Origin of the sequence: Leptospira haakeii, from assembly GCF_002812045.1 — a bacterium.
In the GTDB taxonomy this organism is placed as follows: domain Bacteria; phylum Spirochaetota; class Leptospiria; order Leptospirales; family Leptospiraceae; genus Leptospira_B; species Leptospira_B haakeii.
Window position 1 is genome coordinate 1 of the sequence record NZ_NPEG01000015.1, and the last position, 16,322, is coordinate 16,322.

Annotated in this window: 19 protein-coding genes; 7 read left to right on the forward strand and 12 right to left on the reverse strand. The window is 40.9% G+C overall.

Annotation, left to right across the window (positions count from 1 at the left end):
• Window positions 1–376 precede the first annotated feature (376 nt).
• Window positions 377–1,006, forward strand: coding sequence for a lytic transglycosylase domain-containing protein (locus tag CH377_RS16825; protein WP_100724915.1), 630 nt, complete (start codon window positions 377–379; stop codon window positions 1,004–1,006).
• On the opposite strand, the gene CH377_RS16830 is transcribed toward CH377_RS16825, so the two are convergent.
• Entirely contained in the window at window positions 1,003–1,869 is an 867-nt protein-coding gene (locus CH377_RS16830; RefSeq protein ID WP_100724916.1) for an MBL fold metallo-hydrolase, read from the reverse strand. The genes CH377_RS16825 and CH377_RS16830 overlap by 4 nt on opposite strands.
• 18 nt (window positions 1,870–1,887) lie before the next feature.
• Entirely contained in the window at window positions 1,888–2,727 is an 840-nt protein-coding gene (locus tag CH377_RS16835; RefSeq protein WP_100724917.1) for a substrate-binding periplasmic protein, read from the reverse strand.
• Between the two features lie 152 nt (window positions 2,728–2,879).
• Here CH377_RS16835 and CH377_RS16840 point away from each other — a divergent pair, with 152 nt between their 5' ends.
• Genes CH377_RS16840 through CH377_RS16855 form a run of 4 tightly spaced genes read left to right on the forward strand, consistent with a single transcriptional unit; the run spans window position 2,880 to window position 5,146 of the window.
• Window positions 2,880–3,614 (forward strand): LIC10920 family plasminogen-binding lipoprotein, encoded by a 735-nt coding sequence (locus CH377_RS16840; protein WP_100724982.1) that lies wholly within the window; start codon window positions 2,880–2,882, stop codon window positions 3,612–3,614.
• 23 nt (window positions 3,615–3,637) lie between these two features.
• Window positions 3,638–4,276 carry a Spy/CpxP family protein refolding chaperone gene (locus tag CH377_RS16845; protein WP_100724918.1) on the forward strand — a complete coding sequence of 213 codons (639 nt, stop codon included), beginning with the start codon at window positions 3,638–3,640 and terminating at the stop codon, window positions 4,274–4,276.
• 1 nt (window position 4,277) lies between these two features.
• Window positions 4,278–4,814: an RNA polymerase sigma factor gene (locus tag CH377_RS16850; protein WP_100724919.1), complete on the forward strand. Its 537-nt coding sequence runs from the start codon at window positions 4,278–4,280 to the stop codon at window positions 4,812–4,814.
• Window positions 4,811–5,146, forward strand: coding sequence for a hypothetical protein (locus CH377_RS16855; RefSeq protein ID WP_100724920.1), 336 nt, complete (start codon window positions 4,811–4,813; stop codon window positions 5,144–5,146). Before CH377_RS16850 ends, CH377_RS16855 begins: the two co-directional genes overlap by 4 nt.
• A gap of 57 nt (window positions 5,147–5,203) precedes the next feature.
• Here the strand turns inward: CH377_RS16855 and CH377_RS16860 are convergent, their stop codons facing one another.
• Window positions 5,204–7,168 (reverse strand): acetoacetate--CoA ligase, encoded by a 1,965-nt coding sequence (locus tag CH377_RS16860; protein WP_100724921.1) that lies wholly within the window; start codon window positions 7,166–7,168, stop codon window positions 5,204–5,206.
• Window positions 7,169–7,280: 112 nt separating this feature from the next.
• Here CH377_RS16860 and CH377_RS16865 point away from each other — a divergent pair, with 112 nt between their 5' ends.
• Complete coding sequence (locus CH377_RS16865) at window positions 7,281–7,691, forward strand: hypothetical protein (RefSeq protein WP_100724922.1); 411 nt, start codon at window positions 7,281–7,283, stop codon at window positions 7,689–7,691.
• 152 nt (window positions 7,692–7,843) lie between these two features.
• On the opposite strand, the gene CH377_RS16870 is transcribed toward CH377_RS16865, so the two are convergent.
• Complete coding sequence (locus tag CH377_RS16870) at window positions 7,844–8,248, reverse strand: 6-carboxytetrahydropterin synthase (RefSeq protein ID WP_100724923.1); 405 nt, start codon at window positions 8,246–8,248, stop codon at window positions 7,844–7,846.
• A gap of 66 nt (window positions 8,249–8,314) precedes the next feature.
• Here CH377_RS16870 and CH377_RS16875 point away from each other — a divergent pair, with 66 nt between their 5' ends.
• Window positions 8,315–8,539, forward strand: coding sequence for a disulfide oxidoreductase (locus CH377_RS16875; protein WP_100724924.1), 225 nt, complete (start codon window positions 8,315–8,317; stop codon window positions 8,537–8,539).
• A gap of 22 nt (window positions 8,540–8,561) precedes the next feature.
• On the opposite strand, the gene CH377_RS19615 is transcribed toward CH377_RS16875, so the two are convergent.
• The 8 genes from CH377_RS19615 to mreC form a co-directional block, all read right to left on the reverse strand.
• The gene (locus tag CH377_RS19615) at window positions 8,562–8,777 is read right to left on the reverse strand and encodes a hypothetical protein (protein ID WP_125172181.1); all 216 of its coding nucleotides are present in this window, start codon (window positions 8,775–8,777) and stop codon (window positions 8,562–8,564) included.
• 58 nt (window positions 8,778–8,835) lie between these two features.
• Entirely contained in the window at window positions 8,836–9,921 is a 1,086-nt protein-coding gene (locus CH377_RS16880) for a hypothetical protein (protein WP_100724925.1), read from the reverse strand.
• A gap of 64 nt (window positions 9,922–9,985) precedes the next feature.
• Complete coding sequence (locus tag CH377_RS16885; protein ID WP_100724926.1) at window positions 9,986–10,342, reverse strand: DUF4180 domain-containing protein; 357 nt, start codon at window positions 10,340–10,342, stop codon at window positions 9,986–9,988.
• A 12-nt stretch (window positions 10,343–10,354) separates the two neighbouring features.
• Window positions 10,355–11,146, reverse strand: coding sequence for a hypothetical protein (locus tag CH377_RS16890; RefSeq protein WP_100724927.1), 792 nt, complete (start codon window positions 11,144–11,146; stop codon window positions 10,355–10,357).
• Between the two features lie 63 nt (window positions 11,147–11,209).
• Window positions 11,210–12,730 carry a rod shape-determining protein RodA gene (rodA, locus tag CH377_RS16895; RefSeq protein WP_100724928.1) on the reverse strand — a complete coding sequence of 507 codons (1,521 nt, stop codon included), beginning with the start codon at window positions 12,728–12,730 and terminating at the stop codon, window positions 11,210–11,212.
• Window positions 12,727–14,667, reverse strand: coding sequence for a penicillin-binding protein 2 (gene mrdA, locus CH377_RS16900; protein ID WP_100724929.1), 1,941 nt, complete (start codon window positions 14,665–14,667; stop codon window positions 12,727–12,729). The genes rodA and mrdA overlap by 4 nt, the downstream gene beginning before the upstream one ends.
• A gap of 1 nt (window position 14,668) precedes the next feature.
• A complete protein-coding gene (gene mreD, locus CH377_RS16905; RefSeq protein ID WP_100708168.1) occupies window positions 14,669–15,172 on the reverse strand; it encodes a rod shape-determining protein MreD in 504 nt (167 codons plus the stop codon).
• Window positions 15,172–16,275 (reverse strand): rod shape-determining protein MreC, encoded by a 1,104-nt coding sequence (gene mreC / locus CH377_RS16910; RefSeq protein ID WP_100724930.1) that lies wholly within the window; start codon window positions 16,273–16,275, stop codon window positions 15,172–15,174. Before mreC ends, mreD begins: the two co-directional genes overlap by 1 nt.
• Window positions 16,276–16,322 lie beyond the last annotated feature (47 nt).

Here is a 16,322-nt window from a genome sequence, read left to right on the forward strand (position 1 = left end):
ACTTCTACTAAACGTTCCGATCTATATTTTTAAATTTTTTATACCGAAAGATTTATTCTTATATTGGAAATTTTTTTCCAATATCATGTAGTTGAGAAGTCTTCGCAAATAATTCGAATATGTATAGTGATGAAGAGAAAAAACTAGAGTGAAAGAATGAGAGCTACAGTTTTGGAAATAAATTTACTAAAAGGAAAATGTTTCCTGTGATTCTTCTACATCCCGTTTTTAATTTCTTAAGGGCCAGATTTTCCGCCAGAAACCCGACTTTTTTTCCAAAACCCCAAAAATCGGATGGTTTTTTGCTTTGCCTGTAGTGCGATGCAAAAAAACTGGTCATAGATGGTGCGTTGCACCATAAGAGGAGGCAAGGAGAATGCTCCAGCCTAAAGTTAGAAAAAGATACATATTTATCGCCTCATTACCACTTCTCTACCAATCATTTGTAGCTCCAATCGCGGGCTCCCTGATCGGAAAGACCGCACCTGGTAGGAACTCCTTACCGGAAAGCGCTCAAATCAAAGAATACATTCGCTCAGAGAGACCAAGCCTCTCAGAATCAGAGCTGGAACTTCTGTCCTTAACCGTAGAAAAGGAATCAGAAAGGATCCATAACAGTGCTTGCGGAGTTTATTGCCAAGAAGGAGAGAAGGCAGGGTTACTTCTCGGGATCATCAAGACGGAGTCAGAATTCTATCGAAAAGCAAGATCCAAAAAAAATGCACTTGGGCTTATGCAGATCATGCCAGGGACCGGATCCTGGATAGCTTCTTGGGAAGGAAAACATATCAAAAAACAAGATCTATTGGAGCCGGAGACAAATATCCATTTAGGAGTCTCTTATCTGAACCATCTTTTGAAAACCCACGAGGGTAATCTGCGTCTGGCTCTTCTTGCTTATAATGCGGGACCGGGGGCGGTTAAAAAATGGGGAGGAGTTCCTGCCTACGCTGAGAGCGTGTTTTCAGGCCAGGAAGAATATTTAGGAAGCAGGGAATCACTTTAACGTTTTTGCATCCATAGAACACAGGACCTAAGCATCTCACTCATACGCTTCCGATCCGTATGAGTGGGGTGCCCATGGCCTGGAAGAAGCCACTCAAAATTATAATTTTCCAGGTCCTGCATGGACTTGGTTTGCTCTTCCCAAGAATACCAACAAGCACCTCTAAAAGCGATCAGTCTATCTCTCTCAGGATCAAATGCTAAATGATCCCCGGAAAATAGAAATTTATGTTTATATAATAAAGTCGAATGTCCTCTTGTATGCCCAGGCCCGGGTATCACGAGTAGATCTTCGCTAAGAGAGAATGGTTCTTTTCCTTTGATCACTATCTCCGCATTGGGAACGGCAGATAGGTCTCCTTCATGTATGATCCTTTGGGTCCCGAAATCATTATGGAATTTTTCGTGATCTGCAATATCATCTCTATGAGTTAGGAAATGGTATTTGATCCCGCCCAGATTTTTTATTTTTTCTGAAAGTGACGGGATATACCTGGGAGAATCCACAAGTACGTTACCTTCTTCCCGGACAATTAAATAGGAGAAGGCTCCGAACGAATCCTTAGAATGGAAACCGCAATGATAAACCTCGTCTTGGATCCGTCTAGGGAAAGATAATTTTGCTTCTGTAAGATCAATTCGATCTTCCGTTCCGATAGAGGCAGTAGGGCAAGCAACTAATGCTTGTAAGGCTTGTAATTTTTCGGATTCCGTTTCAGGTTGTTTTTTAACAAAAGAACCGGTTTGGTCTTCTCCAAAAATATCCGAGGCCAAGATCCTACATGTCTCACAATCTATACAACTGGAGTCCACATAGATCTGTCCGGGAGAATTTTGGGCCTTTCTTTTTGCCAAAGTCGCCATAGGGATTAGACTGTTTCTTTATTTCACCCAGTCGTTTCTGTTAAAATACTTATCCTCTAAACTTTTTAATTCTCCTGTTCGTTTGAGTTCCGACAGAAAAAATTCAAAATTGCGGGAGAAGTAAATATCACCTTTGGGAAGTAAAGCGCTGACATGATTTTCTTGAACCGGCTCTATGAGTGCTCTGAAATTAGATAAAATACTTCTTTGTTTGAGTAATAGACCCTTTATATAAAGAGAATCCCCCACAAAACAATTTGCCTGCCCTTCTTTCACCGAATTCCAAGCGCTTTCCATAGAACCGTAAGTGAATATCCTAGAATTCGGGAAAAGGCTTAAAAGATATTCATGGCTGGCAGAAAACGCACGAACTGAAAAACTGAGTCCGCTTATACTATCTAGGTCCTTTATATTTCTGAAATATACCGTGGTGATAATATTTCCTTCCGGAGGAGGAGGAAGTGCATTCTTATTCACCAATGCCCCTGTTGTAGAAACCAAGTAGGGATAACTAAAGCTTCCTTTTTTAGATCTTTCTAATGTAGTACTTAAGCCTGAAAATGCGATATCCGCTTCTCCATTTTTGATCGCTTCTGCGTAATCCTCAAATTCTGGGCGGTTTGTGAATGTGTATTTTACTCCCAAGAACTCGGCATATTTTTTTCCAAGTTCCGCATCGAATCCAGGAAAACCATCTTTTGGATCAGAGATATAAAATGGGTCGAAGTTACGGTTTCCAGTGACTCTCAACTCTCCCCTTTTTTGGATCTCTTCTAAACGAGAACCGGTGATGTTTTGAGAGAATACAGGAGAAAGGATCAAAAACGAAAATAGAAGTCCGAATATTCGAAACACCATTCTTTTTTATTTTCTTGGCGCTTATGGATCAAGGGAAAAACAGATATCAATCATACTCGAGTCGATTCGATAAATGTGAATTTTTTAGTAAGAATCAGGGAACGTTTTTCCCTCTCCGGGTTTACTTATATATAGAATCCGGAAATTTTATTTTGAATCTTTTCATCCGACCGAACCTACAAGGCCATCAGGCCCTCTTCCTATTTTTCTTATTTTGTTTTTTATCCTGCGAGAACAGAGATGCGGATAAGGTAAGTTTAACCGTTTTTGGGGACGGGGTCGCGTTCAATATAGATGGGGAATTGGACATGGATAAAACTGCAAGTTGCGGGACCGCCAGTCCTTATAGTTCTTCCAGCACGAGTACGACCACCACTACAACAAGTACAAGCACCACGAACCTTTATACGGTGATCACAAGATTGTATTTTAAAACGGGAGAATATTTGTATCTCAAGTTCTTATACGATGCCACTCAAAATCAAGGGTTTATCGATTCAACCCAAGGTTTCTCTTATTCAGGAGGAATAGGAACATCTGCAGTGGTTTCTAATTACGGTAAAATTTATTGGGGAGGAAGTGGTGTGCCTGTGGACACAAGTGTTTCCAGTTCTCAGGCTCTTTCCTATCTTACAGTAGATTTGGATCTCGTAGGCACAGCAGTTTCGAGCGGAAGTGTAGGTCTTTCTCTCACTCAATGTTATACTATAGATAATATCAATTGTACTTCCGCAACTTCTACAAGTATGTGTTATACCCAGGATGGAGCGACTTGTTATAATACGCAGAATGTTTCGGGTCCGTCTGTCAGTATTAAAGGAGAAGTAAATTGTACAAGTAGTACGATTTCTTCAGGAAGTTCTTCTAGCACTAGTACCACACAATAAAAATAATTCGTCAGAAATAGTAGGTGATCGTTTTGGATTTTAATAAACTCAAGTTATTCGTTCTTATTTTACTGGTTTCAGGATCAGGGAATATCTTATTTGCAGAACCCCCTCCTCCGCCACCATTCGGTCCTGAACCATTCGACTTCTTTATACCAGGAGGAGGCCCTGGTCCAAGGGAAAGAGAGGAGAGAAATTTTGAAAGATTCTCCAAAGAACTTTCCCTGACTCCCGAACAAATCGAAAAAGCAAAGGCGGCCACCGACAAAAGGCTTAATATAAGTCGGAGTATGGGAGAAAAGTTACCTGCTCTTCACGAATCATTACGCAAACTATTAGAATCCCCTAAAGTAGATCTGGTAGCTGTAAGATCCAAACTAAAAGAGATCAGCGACATACAATTAGAATTAAGATTTCTGCATATACAAGGAAGATTAGAATTCGAGTCCATTCTGAATCCGGAGCAAAAACAAAAACTGAACCAACTCCACAAGGAAAGATTAAATAGGATCAAGGAAAGAAGGGATTCTCACCCGCATCACCATGGCCCACCTCCTCCAGGAGATAGAGACTGTAAGAACCTGTCCATAAATGGCCAGGTTCTTGAAGCCCGAGACCAAATACTTATTAATAACCTAAGTTTTGGTGCGGACTATAGATAGAATGACGGAACCAGAATTAATCCGGATCATAGAATCCAGCAAGGAGACTGTCCTCAAGTCCATCCGTAGGCATATTATGCCTGGGATGGCTTCCTTAGTTGAGGACCTGGTCCAAGATACATATTTAAGATATTATCTTAAATTTAAGAACAAACCTTCTCTGGATCCACAAGATGCAAATCGTTGGTTGTACGTTGCTGCCAGAAATGAATGCAGAAGAGCGATTAGAAAATGGAATCGAGAAGGAAGAGCTTATTCAAAACTACAAGCAGAGATAAAGGTTTCCGAGAAAAAAGAACAAGATATTGCAGCGATCGAACCTGATCCGGACAAACGTAAATGGATGGAATCTCAAATTAATCTCTTGCCTTCTCCATATAAAGAAACTATGATACTTAGGTTGGGTGGCGAGAAGATGGAATCGATCGCTAAAAAACTGGATATCTCCGAAGGAACTGTCAAGTCCAGGATTTCCAGAGCAAAAGAATGGTTATCCCGATTCGCAAATTCGAATCGGACAGGAAGAGAAAAAAAATGAAAGAACCTTATATCGATTCCGATGTGGAGCAAAAAATTGGATCCTTACTCAAAGATCCTGATCTTGCAAAAAGGATTGCCGGCAAAGTAATCGCCAAAGCAGAATTCCAAAAAGTTGCGAACAATATGTTTGTATGGCAGGCGGCATTAGCTGCAATTCTACTTTTAGGATTGGCTGGGCTTGCTACATTTTATGTGCGTAGCATGAAAGAATCCGAAGAGAATTACTCTAATTCACAGAACTCTGCGGAATATTTAGCTTCCCCTATTGAAACGGAATATATCTGGGAAAATACGGATCTGATCATAGAAACTTCTTTTTCAGAAAGATAGAAGGTCCAAACTTATATCTTTCTATCCGAATGAAAGAAGAATGCCGCAAAGGCGAATTTAATCCGTTTGTAATTGCGGGATATTTTTATAATATTCTAACGATTCAGGATTAATGAGTGCATCTTGGTTCGTGACCGTCTCTCCTTGGACTGTCTTTTTAACCGCGATCTCTACTTTCTTCATGTTTCGAGTATAAGGAATATCCGCTACCTGGATGATCTTAGATGGAACATGGCGAGGAGAAACCTTCTCCTTTATTTCTTTTTTGATCTTAGATTCAAATGTGGGATCTAAGACTGCACCTGCAGCCATCTTTAAGAATAGGATCACTCTAACATCATCCTTCCATTCTTGACCGATCACTACTGAATCTGCAATTTCGGAAATTGTTTCTAGTAAACTATATAGATCCGCGGTTCCAATTCGAACTCCACCTGGATTTAAGGTAGCATCCGATCTTCCATAAACTACCATTCCTCCATTGGGAAGAATTTCCGCAAAATCACCATGTCTCCAGATATTGGGATACGTATCAAAATAAGCACCCAGGTATTTTTTTCCATCCGGATCATTCCAAAATTCCAATGGCATGGAAGGAAATGGTTTTGTACAAACTAGTTCCCCTTTTTGTCCCTGGACCGGCTTTCCGGAATCATCAAAAATCTGGACTGCCATTCCAAGTCCTAGAGATTGTAATTCTCCGGAGTGCACGGGTAAATTAGGATTTCCTAATGCAAAACATCCATTCAGATCGGTTCCTCCCGAAATAGAGGAAAGCCTTAGGTCCTTCTTCCAAGATCCATAGACATACTCGAATCCGTATCCTGGTAACGGGGATCCTGTTGATAATACCGCTTTTACAGAAGATAGATCCATGCTCGGTTTATATTTTTCCTTTTCCAAGCTAAGAATATATTTAGCTCCTACTCCGAATACCTTGACTTTCCGATCGGAAACATAACGGAATAATACTCCAGGATCAGGGTGAAATGGATTTCCATCGAATAGATGTACTGTGGCCCCGATAGAAAGAGAACTTACAAGCCAGTTCCACATCATCCATCCGCAGGTGGTATAATAGAAAATCCCATCTCCTTCTCTCAGATCCGAATGAAGTGCGAGTTCTTTCCAGTGATTTAGAAAAACTCCTGATCCTTGGACCATACATTTTGGAAGCCCCGTTGTTCCGGAAGAATACATGATGTATACCGGATGATCAAAAGATGTTTGATAAAATTCGGGTTCCTGTCCCTGAAAAGATTGATAAGATTCTTTTAATGGAAGTGAATTTGTAGGAAATTCATCCGTAACAATTTTCTGATCCTTTGATCCTAAACTAGGATATTCGGAAACTAAGATCTTTTTGAGATCAGTAAGTTGGGAAGATATCTCTTGGATCGTAGCTGCAAGCGAAAGTGATTTACCTTTAAATTCATATCGATCCGTGGTGATCAGGATTTTAGGTTTGATCTGGCCGAATCGATCTAAAACACCTTTGACCCCGAAATCAGGAGAACAAGATGTCCAAACAGCACCGATGCTAGTAGCAGCTAACATTGCGAGAACCGTATCCGGGACATTCGGCATGAGCCCAGCAATCCTATCTCCAGGTACCACACCTTCTGATCTAAAATAAGCGGCGAGTGCTCCTACATTTTTATAAAGTTCCGAATAGGTCAGACTACTCTCCGCTCCACTTTCTCCCCTGTAAAAGATAGCGATCGTATCGTCTTTTTTTCGAAGTAAGTTTTGTGCGAAGTTTAGTTTTGCTCCCGGAAAAAATTGAGCCTCTCTAAAAGTTTTTCCAGGCCGGATGACTTCGTCGTAGGTTTTGGAATGAATGACAGGAGCAAATTCCCAAATCAGTCCCCAAAATTTTTCGGGGAATTCCGCAGACCAGGAATGTAGTTCTGAGTAGTTCTGAAATTTTTTACCGATCTTTTGTTCGGCAAAATTTTGGAATTCTGTAAGTCTTGAGTTTTGAATGAGTTCGGGACTGGGGGTCCAAAGAGTTTGATTCATGTCCGGCCTGTTATCTTCGTTTTTTTCAATCGAAGGTCAACAGTAAATTAGTTGTGAAGTGAAAGCCGTCCCATAAGATTTGTGAGTCGATAAGAAGTCCGGAGTTTTCCATTTGTCAGACCTGAATCATCTCAACCTGCCTACGATCCTATTTTTATGTGTAAGTTTGGTCTACGCATTCCATGGTTTTCTGCACCAGTTAGTAGTGGGAGGCGCTATCTCTGTCTTCCAACATCCCGACGAAAGACAGTCCAGAATGATCCTAATGGTTTGGATCGCTACCGGCGGGTTCATGAGTTTTCTAGGACTATTGCCTACGATCCTTCTTCTTTTATACGGAGCCGACTCTGAACCGGTGAAGGCCGTCCTTTGGACCAACACTTTGGCTCTTTGTTTTTTAGCGGTGCATTTTGTTTTATGCGGGGTGATGAAACTTCCACGCCCTTTGCGAATCGGTTTTTATTTCACGATCTCTTATGCAGTGGCGAACTTAGTTTTCCTTTTCACGTACGGTAAGATTTGATTTTTATCAAATACACGTTCGTTTTGATTTGAATGCAGTTTGTTTATTTAAGATTTGCTTTCACTTCGTTCAAGCACCCACGCGCAGCGACAATAGAAGCGAGCGTACGACTGCGAAGCAAGTCGGTGCCATCATTGATGGCAAAGTATGGGTCAGGAAATTGGCTCGTAGTAAGCCAAGTTTTCCGGACCTTCGTGGATCACGATCCGATCTACTTTTCCTTTAGCCTCAGATACGCTGTCCTTTAAGCCATAATAAAACCAACGGGCCATATTTTCAGAAGTAGGATTGGTCTTCTTAAAATCCGCATGGTCATTGATAAGAATGTGGTCTAACTCGGCTACTAGCTCTTTGAGTTTACGTTTAGAGGTCAAAAAGTCGAAGCTGATCCCATCTTCTCCAATATTCTTTTGGCCGGAGAGATAGACTTCTACCTTAAAAGAATGGCCATGGATTGGCTCATCCGAGCCATCAGGGAAGTATTTATAAAGATAATGAGAAGATTCGAACCTTTCCTCGATTCGGATATAGAATTTGCCGGTTTCTTGAAAAAACATGGAATTGACTTTGGCCTAGGGAGTCTATATACTGGAACTTAAACCAGTACTTAGGAGATTTTCCCCATGTCGGAAGCGGTCAAGCCAAGATTTTTTAAAGAAATGACTGTAGGCGAAGCAATTGGTCTTCATCCTGAAGCAGGATTGGTATTTTCAAGCTATCATTTGGGCGGATGTTCTCATTGTTCCATCAACGAACTCGAAACTATCGAGCAAGTTTGTATGGGCTACGGTGTAGAAGTGGAAGTCCTACTGGATAGTTTAAACAATCTACTCGAGGACGGAGAGTAATCTCTCCGCCTTCGGTTCCCATCTAATTAGCAAAACAACTCGCACCAGCAGCCAATGATTCTGTTAGGCATGCATTCTGTCTTTCTGGATCAGTTGACCCGTCAGTGCAGGCATTATACGAAACAAGTATAGCAAGACACCCCATTTGTTTCCCATCGTAGTTATAAAAATCCGGATCAATCAGACTACAGGAAGGAAGGACCCAAAATAAAGATAGAAGACACACGTTAAACTTCATTTATTAAAATCTAACTCCATAGCCCGCAAACAATTTGCTCCATCGCTTATAAAGAAAATCATAAAATAAAATATTTCCTGATTTTTTCAGACTCTCCACCCTCCGGGCAATCCAACCAATCTAAAAGTTTAGTAAGGGACTTATCCCCTTTTCGACTAAGGGAAAGTTTATTTAAAGCACCTCTGATCCCCCAATATTTCCTGTAATCCGGCAGTTTTGGTAACGGAAAATCTAAACTAATGAAGGAAAGTCCCACTTTAGTATTTCCCATATCTGTACCTTTTCTCATTTTTTCCAAATCTTGCGTCACCGAATCCAATGTTTTTCTAAACTTAGAAAGTGAAGCAGGATCTTCGCGCTCTACTGCAGTTTGGTATTCTCCTATCCATTCTCTGATCTTTGTATATTTTTCTCTAGTCTCTATCGCCGAAGGAATGATCTCTGAAAATTTTGAAGCAGATTCGATAACTTCTGCAACTATAGGCGGAAGAACTAATTGGAAATTATTCATCTTTCCCACAGGAGTCAAACTTGTGAACATCTTCATCCTTTCGTTATCGATCCATTCTTTCACTTCCGAATTTATATCAGTATGAGGTTCGAATAAAGGAACTTGCTCCAGTAAAGAAGCACGAATTGGATGAGCCACGTAATGCGCTCCTAAAAAGGAACTGCGTCCCAGATTTCCGGCTGCTCCCCAGACAACTTGACCGAAATATTCATGAGGTGATTGTTTATTCTTTCTATACCCTTCTAAATTTTCTTCCTGATGTTTTTTCATCAGATCAGTAACACATAATAATTCTAAGGCTTTGTTTCTGGAATCGGCAACTTCTGGATTGTAAGTCGGTATATCTACCGAAATAAGGAGACTTCCATCCAAGGAATCCAAGCTTTCGAAGGAATTCCAACCTGCGGAAAACTTATGATCATAGAATATTTTTTCTCTTAAAACAAGTTCATTAATCAAATGAAATAGACTTTCTATCTGGACGCAGGCTGTAGAAACTTCCGTCCAATCATAGGAATTTGTCTCTTTATTTATTTTTAATTCTTTGGAGTCGGAAAAATCCAATCCTTTAGAATATAGATCGAAAAGGCTTTCGAAAGTCCAGTTATCCCAGAAAGAAGTATTGTTCTGCATCGGAAAGGTTTTGGATTTTCGCACTGAGGCAGAAAATTGCAACCTAAATTACGTTATATTTATGTTAGGTGGATTTTTTAAGTAGTCGAATTCCTTCCGCCAATGTCTCTACAAAGATCACTTTACCGTTTTTGTTACTTTCGTAAATTAAATCTTTAAAACTTTTAGAAGTGATATTAGAATAGTCGCCTATTACAATAAATCGTTTTTGATAATTTGTGATCTTTTGAAAGATCTCTCCAGCAAAACCTGTTTTTAGATCAAAAAAATGTTCCGGAAAATGAGAAGAATGGACCGCAATTGTATCGCTAGCTGCAGAATAAATTAGATCGAAAAATGAATCTATATTTTGAATGATATAGTCGCTGTCTTTCAAAAAGGAGATTGGACCTTTTTCGGTATCTAATTCTTCGAATACCATGAGATCCGAAATTCACTCACCCTTCTGAGGAATATAATAATATCTAACTCCGGCTTTACGGAAATAATAACGGATCTCGGAGGATTGTTTATCAGTAGGTTGTAATCTTCTTTTAAACGTATCTTCAGGAATGCGGAATGTGTCTCCTAATGCATCACATCTAAAAAATCTATTCCCTTCCGGGTAACGGATCATGAGCAAGGAACCGGGCTCAGTTTCCCAGGCTCTACCTTCTCCTTCCCAAGAGAAGTAAATGGATCTGCTTGGAAAGATTGGATATTTTTTCCCTTCGTAGATTACCTTGTCCTTGTTTCTATGTACATTTCTGAAAATCTTTTTAGGTCCAGATTTTACTATAAAATGAACTGTGCCACATCTGAAAGTGAGAAGTAGAGGGATCCCACCCAAAGAGCCCGGTTCTAACCCGGAACCCGGTATATTCGTTGCAACTCTGTTTGTGTTTTCTGCGATCCTTCCTAATGTAGAACGCATGGACTCGTCCAAAAATTCTACAGTATCATCCTTACGGATCTTCTCTAGTTGTCTGTAGATACGATCGAATTCTTGTTTTTCGTAGGCCTTGTTCCTGACAAAACCATCTAACTGTCTTTTCAGATTGGAAAGTCTGGCCTTAAAATATGGAGTATCATTTCTGGAAGCGACATCGAACATTTCTTCCCAGACTGTTTCTAATTCTCTAACTTCCGAATCTTGGTCGTAGGTATTCTTCTCCACTTCTTCCAAGATATAGCGGAACTTTCTTTTCAGATCGAATAGAAATCTGGAATCTTTTACTCTTTCCATGCCGGCTTAGATAGAATATCGGCAGGCTTTTTTGCAATACCAGCCATTTTACCGATCCAAATTTTAGTTTGCGTGTTTTCTCATCTTGATGGAGAGAATGATTCCGACCGCTGCCATGGACATAAGCAAGTGAGACCCACCGTAACTCATGAAGGAAAGTGGGATCCCTGTTACCGGCAATAGTCCGAGTACGATCCCGATATTGATCGCCATATGATAGAATAACATCGCTACAATTCCGGATGCGAGTAGAGATCCGAATCTGTCCTTACTTTCGTAACTGATCTGCAGTCCTCTAAGCGGAATAGAGAATAAGAAGAAGAGCAAAAACACAGAACCTATAAAGCCTGTTTGTTCTGCCCAAGATGCAAAGATGAAGTCTGTGCTGGATTCAGGAACATGAGGGATTTTTCCTTCCGTCATTTCCGCGTTTAAAAATCCTTTTCCGACTAATTTTCCGGAACCCACTGCAGGTTTGGATGCCCTAAGCTGGTATCCCGCGTCTTGTTTGAACTCATCAGGATTCAAAAAAGCGGTCAATCGGATAACCTGGTTTTCCCGGAAAGGAACAGTTTTCATCACAACTACTGCCGAAATCAAACTGATCCCGAGGATCCCAAGAGGAATATAATAAGAACGTAATGTTTTACTTCCTCGAGCAACCCTGAGCAAGATCATAATGATACTGAATATGATAAGTGTTGCCCCTACTCCGATAAGTAACCCTTGATTGGAAAGTAACTTAAATATAAAGCTGCCTTCTAAGTCGATTACCTGATCGAATACTTCTCTCAATGAGGCGATTGTTTTGGGTGTCAAGTTCGCCCCGGCTATATCTTTCCCGTCCAACACCTGCCAGGTTTTTCCACCCAATCGGTTCACTACGGATAGAAGGTCCGTTTTTCCGGTTCTTTGTAGGAATGCGAGAATATCATTCAACAATGTAAGTTTAGAATATTCCACATACATCGGAAGAACAAGAGAGATCCCTCCGAATGTGATAAAGGAACCTATGTGGAAATAGTCGGCTCCTCCCAAGAATAACATTGTGAATAAGATCGGTAAGAAGGAGACCGCTGTTCCAAAGTCAGGCTGCAAAAGTATCAAAGCCATCGGTAATAGAACGATCCCGAATGGGATCACTAGTACCACTAACTTCTTCATTTCCTTTTCTTTTAGTACTAAATACTGACCAAGTAAGATCACAGTGGCGAGTTTTGCAAACTCCGAGGCCTGCAATAAGAACGGTCCTATCTTGATCCAAGATCTCGCACCTCGGCTGGAAGGAAGATAACCGATCCATTTTACTAGAGTGAGTGCTAATAATAGAATAGCGAACCCATAAATAAATAATGCATAAGCTCCGATCAACTGGTAATTGACCCTAGAGAGGAACCACATAATGATCAGCCCGAGTAGGAAGAACAAAAACTGTTTGAACCATTTATGGCTCATGAGTCCGACACTAGAATCGTCAAAATTATATTCTTGTGAATATAAAGTGAGAACGCTGCAGATCACCACTATGATGACCGAGCCTACCAAAAAGTAGTCAATCCTATCTATGGAACGATCCGACATCATTGTATATTCTCCGGTGTTGCAGGGGCGGTCTCAGGTATCTCTGCAGTTCTTTTGAAACTTCCTGGAGGGAAAGCGGCCCTAAACATTTCTCTTGCGACCGGCGCTGCTCCGGCTGCTCCACCCACTCCGTATTCTACGAACACGGCAACTAATACTTGTTCGCTGACCGGAGCATTTGCAGGTGCATATCCTATGAACCAAGCGTGGTTGGATCCTGAAGATCCTCTTCTTCTTGTTTGGGCTGTTCCCGTTTTTCCTGCGATATCGGGAAGCCCAGGTTTGTTTAATACGAATGCAGCTGTTCCATTCTTCACTACCAATCTAAGTCCTGTTTTGATAGCTTCTACTGTAGAAGATTGGATCGGAATATCGCTCAGTCTCTGAGGGTCCGTACGATTGATAATTGAATTGTCTAATGGATCTCTGATCTCGTTGACTATATAAGGCTGATAGATCTGGCCTCTATTCAATAGTCCGGCATAGAATAATGTCATAGAAAGAGGAGTTACGGACATGAATCCCTGTCCGATAGAAAGGTTGATCGTATCTCCATCGAACCATCTGGTTCCATAAATTCTTTTTTTCCAAGCTGGAGAAGGAACCTGACCGGCAATTTCTCCCGGAAGATCCACTTTGGATTTTTGATCCAACAAGAATAAACGGGAATAGGTCAAGATAGGATCAGAACCGAGTTTATATCCTAGGTTATAAAAATAAACAGAGCATGACTTTTGAAGAGCATGAGCAAGGTCATTCGTACCATGTCCTCCCTTCTCCCAACAATAGAAAACTTGGTCGGGAACTCCGGCAAATGTGGATTTTAAAGTATAACTACCATTACATTGATAACTGGTGTCAGGTGTATAATCCACCTTGTGCCCACTTTCCAAAGCAGCAAGTGCAACTAACGTTTTATAAGTAGAAGCCGGCGGAAATTTAGATTGGATCGCAAGATTTAAAAATCCACCGTTTGCATCCACTCTCTTATAATGTGCAGTTCTTTCGGATCTACTTTTTCCGGAGAGAACATTCGGATCATAGCTCGGATTAGAAGCCATTGCCAATATTTCCCCGGTTGAAGGACGCATAGCGATCGCGGTTCCTCTGGCACCTTTTAAAGCCTTGTATGCTGCAAGTTGGATATCTTTATCTATAGTAAGAACCAGGTTGTTTCCAGGAGTAGAATGTTCTACTACCCTCTCTTCCTCGATATTACCTTCGGAACTTCTTTTTTGGATCCGGAATCCGTCAGTTCCTCTAAGTCTCGAGTCGTATTGAAGCTCCAACCCGTCTTTTCCAAGCCATTGATAAGATTTAATTTCTCGGGTAAGAAGGTCCGTTTTACTAGGCTTACCGATATATCCTGTCACATGTGCAAGTGCAGGACCCATCTTATAGATCCTTCTGGGAGAAGGAACCAAGATGACATACTTAGATATATTATCAAAAACTGATATACGTTCCTGCTGAGCCTTTGAGATAGCTTCTAAAAGTACGAATGGTTTTTTGGTCTTGATCTTTTTGGAGAATTTAGGTTCAAGTAAATCCTCTTCGTAATAAGACATTGGGATCGAAAGAGTTCTCGCAAATTCCTGTAGGAAATTTTTAACCCTAGTAGGATCGTATTTGAGAATAGAAGTGTTTAATACTGCATCCAAACTAGAATAATTGGAAACAAGTGCCATGGAAGTTTCCGGGGTGAGAAAGTTTCTATCGAACATTTCTCCCCTGGCAGCCGGAATGGTCTCACTTTTTCGGACGAATTTCTCCGCTTTTAAAGAGTTATCCGTTCCTTGTACGATTTGAAGATTGAATAACTGGATCACAAATGCGATTAAAGCAAATGCAACGAGCCCTGAGAACATGTACAGCCTTAGCCTGAAACTGCGCTCCAGTCTAAACTCTGTGGCTGAAGAAGATCCTCCTCCCCCCAACATTTTAACCTTCCGCCTGCTCCAATCTGTATAGTTTACCTAACACCCAGAAGAATATAGGAGCGATTGCACCATTAAAGATAGAGGTACTGATGATAGAGTAGTTTAAATTCTCATGAAAGAATAAGGAGAATAAGAAATAAGACGCGATCCTTGAGATCAAGGTGACAACCAAAGAATATAACATTATGGAAATCTGATTTTCATGATAGGCAGGTCTTGCGAACTTCCCTACAATATAACCCATGATGCAGAATGTAAGTGAGTGAAGTCCTATTTTATAGGTAACAACATTCCCTACAATTTCTCCGCCTAAACCTGAATCGGAAAGTAAACCGCCAAAAAATCCGATCCAGATCCCTGCCATTGTTCCTCTACGAAGAGCAAAGAACAAAACGAAGATCACCATAAAGTCCGGTTTAAATCCGGAAATTTCGAATAGGTTTGTACCGTTCAAGAAGTGGGAGATCAGGATCCCGGCACCAATGACTATATATTCCAAGATCATCAGTTCGTTTCCTCGTCGGAGAATCCGGATCCGTTTCCTTCCGGTTTTTGAGGTTTGGGAGTTTCCACAGGTTTATTTCCTACTGGAGCGGGCGCTTTCGGTTCTCTTTCTTCTTTAGGATAATTTAATTCACCAAAATAAGGATTTTCGATATTGATATTCTGTCCTTCCGGCCAGGTTTCCGCCCATTTTTCAGGGAGTTTCATTAAGATAGTTACCGACTCCAACATATCGAAACGAACAAAAGGTTTCAAAAACGCAGTTTTAAAACTTCCGTTACGCGGACCTTCTTCAGTAATTATACCCACTGGAATTCCAGGTGGGAACATTCCGGAAGAACCTGAACTATATACCGGTTTTCCGATCTTACTTAAAGATTCGGTGTATTGGATCATCTCGCTTGGACCCATCGGGTAATCCCCGAAAATCCTTGGATCGATGATGATACCGCTATCAATATAATTCATCAATGCTTCCATTCCTCTTCCTGAGTTTCCGGAAAGAGTAGCCCAAAGATTACTTTCAGGAATAGAAACACCCATATTATAATTGGAATTGATGATAGGCTGGATCACCGCGGATCCTCCGGTGACCGCAATCACCTTTCCTACCAAAGCTTCTATAATTTCACCTTTTTGATTCACAGCCCTTGCAGTGACAGGCATATAAGGTTTGATCCCTGCTTCGGAACCTTTATCTATAATGATAGTACGATAGATAGAATTCAAACGAACGGAAAGAACTTCCGCTTTGACCGTGGAATATTTTTGTTTAGTATTAAAACGTAATTCTCTTCTGAGACTTTCGTTCTCTCTACTTACTCTTTCTAGATCTTGGGGAAGAAGTTTATAATCGTCTATAGCAGCAACGCAGGCATCTCTTTCCTGGCGAACTGCTTCAAAAGATTCTAATTTAGTATAAGCCCCTTTGAAGAAGGAGCCCACTCCGTCGATGGAGCCGGAAACGGAATCCCCTACTCTCTGAAAACTTGCAATCCCTCTGACTAAAACATTGCTCTTAAAAGTCAGGGACAGAAGAGAGAATACGATACAAAATAAAAGGGAAACGGTTTCCTTACTTTTATTAACTTGAAGCCAAAGCATAAAAAATTCCGTATCGGACTCCGGCAATCAAGCCGGAGACCGAGATC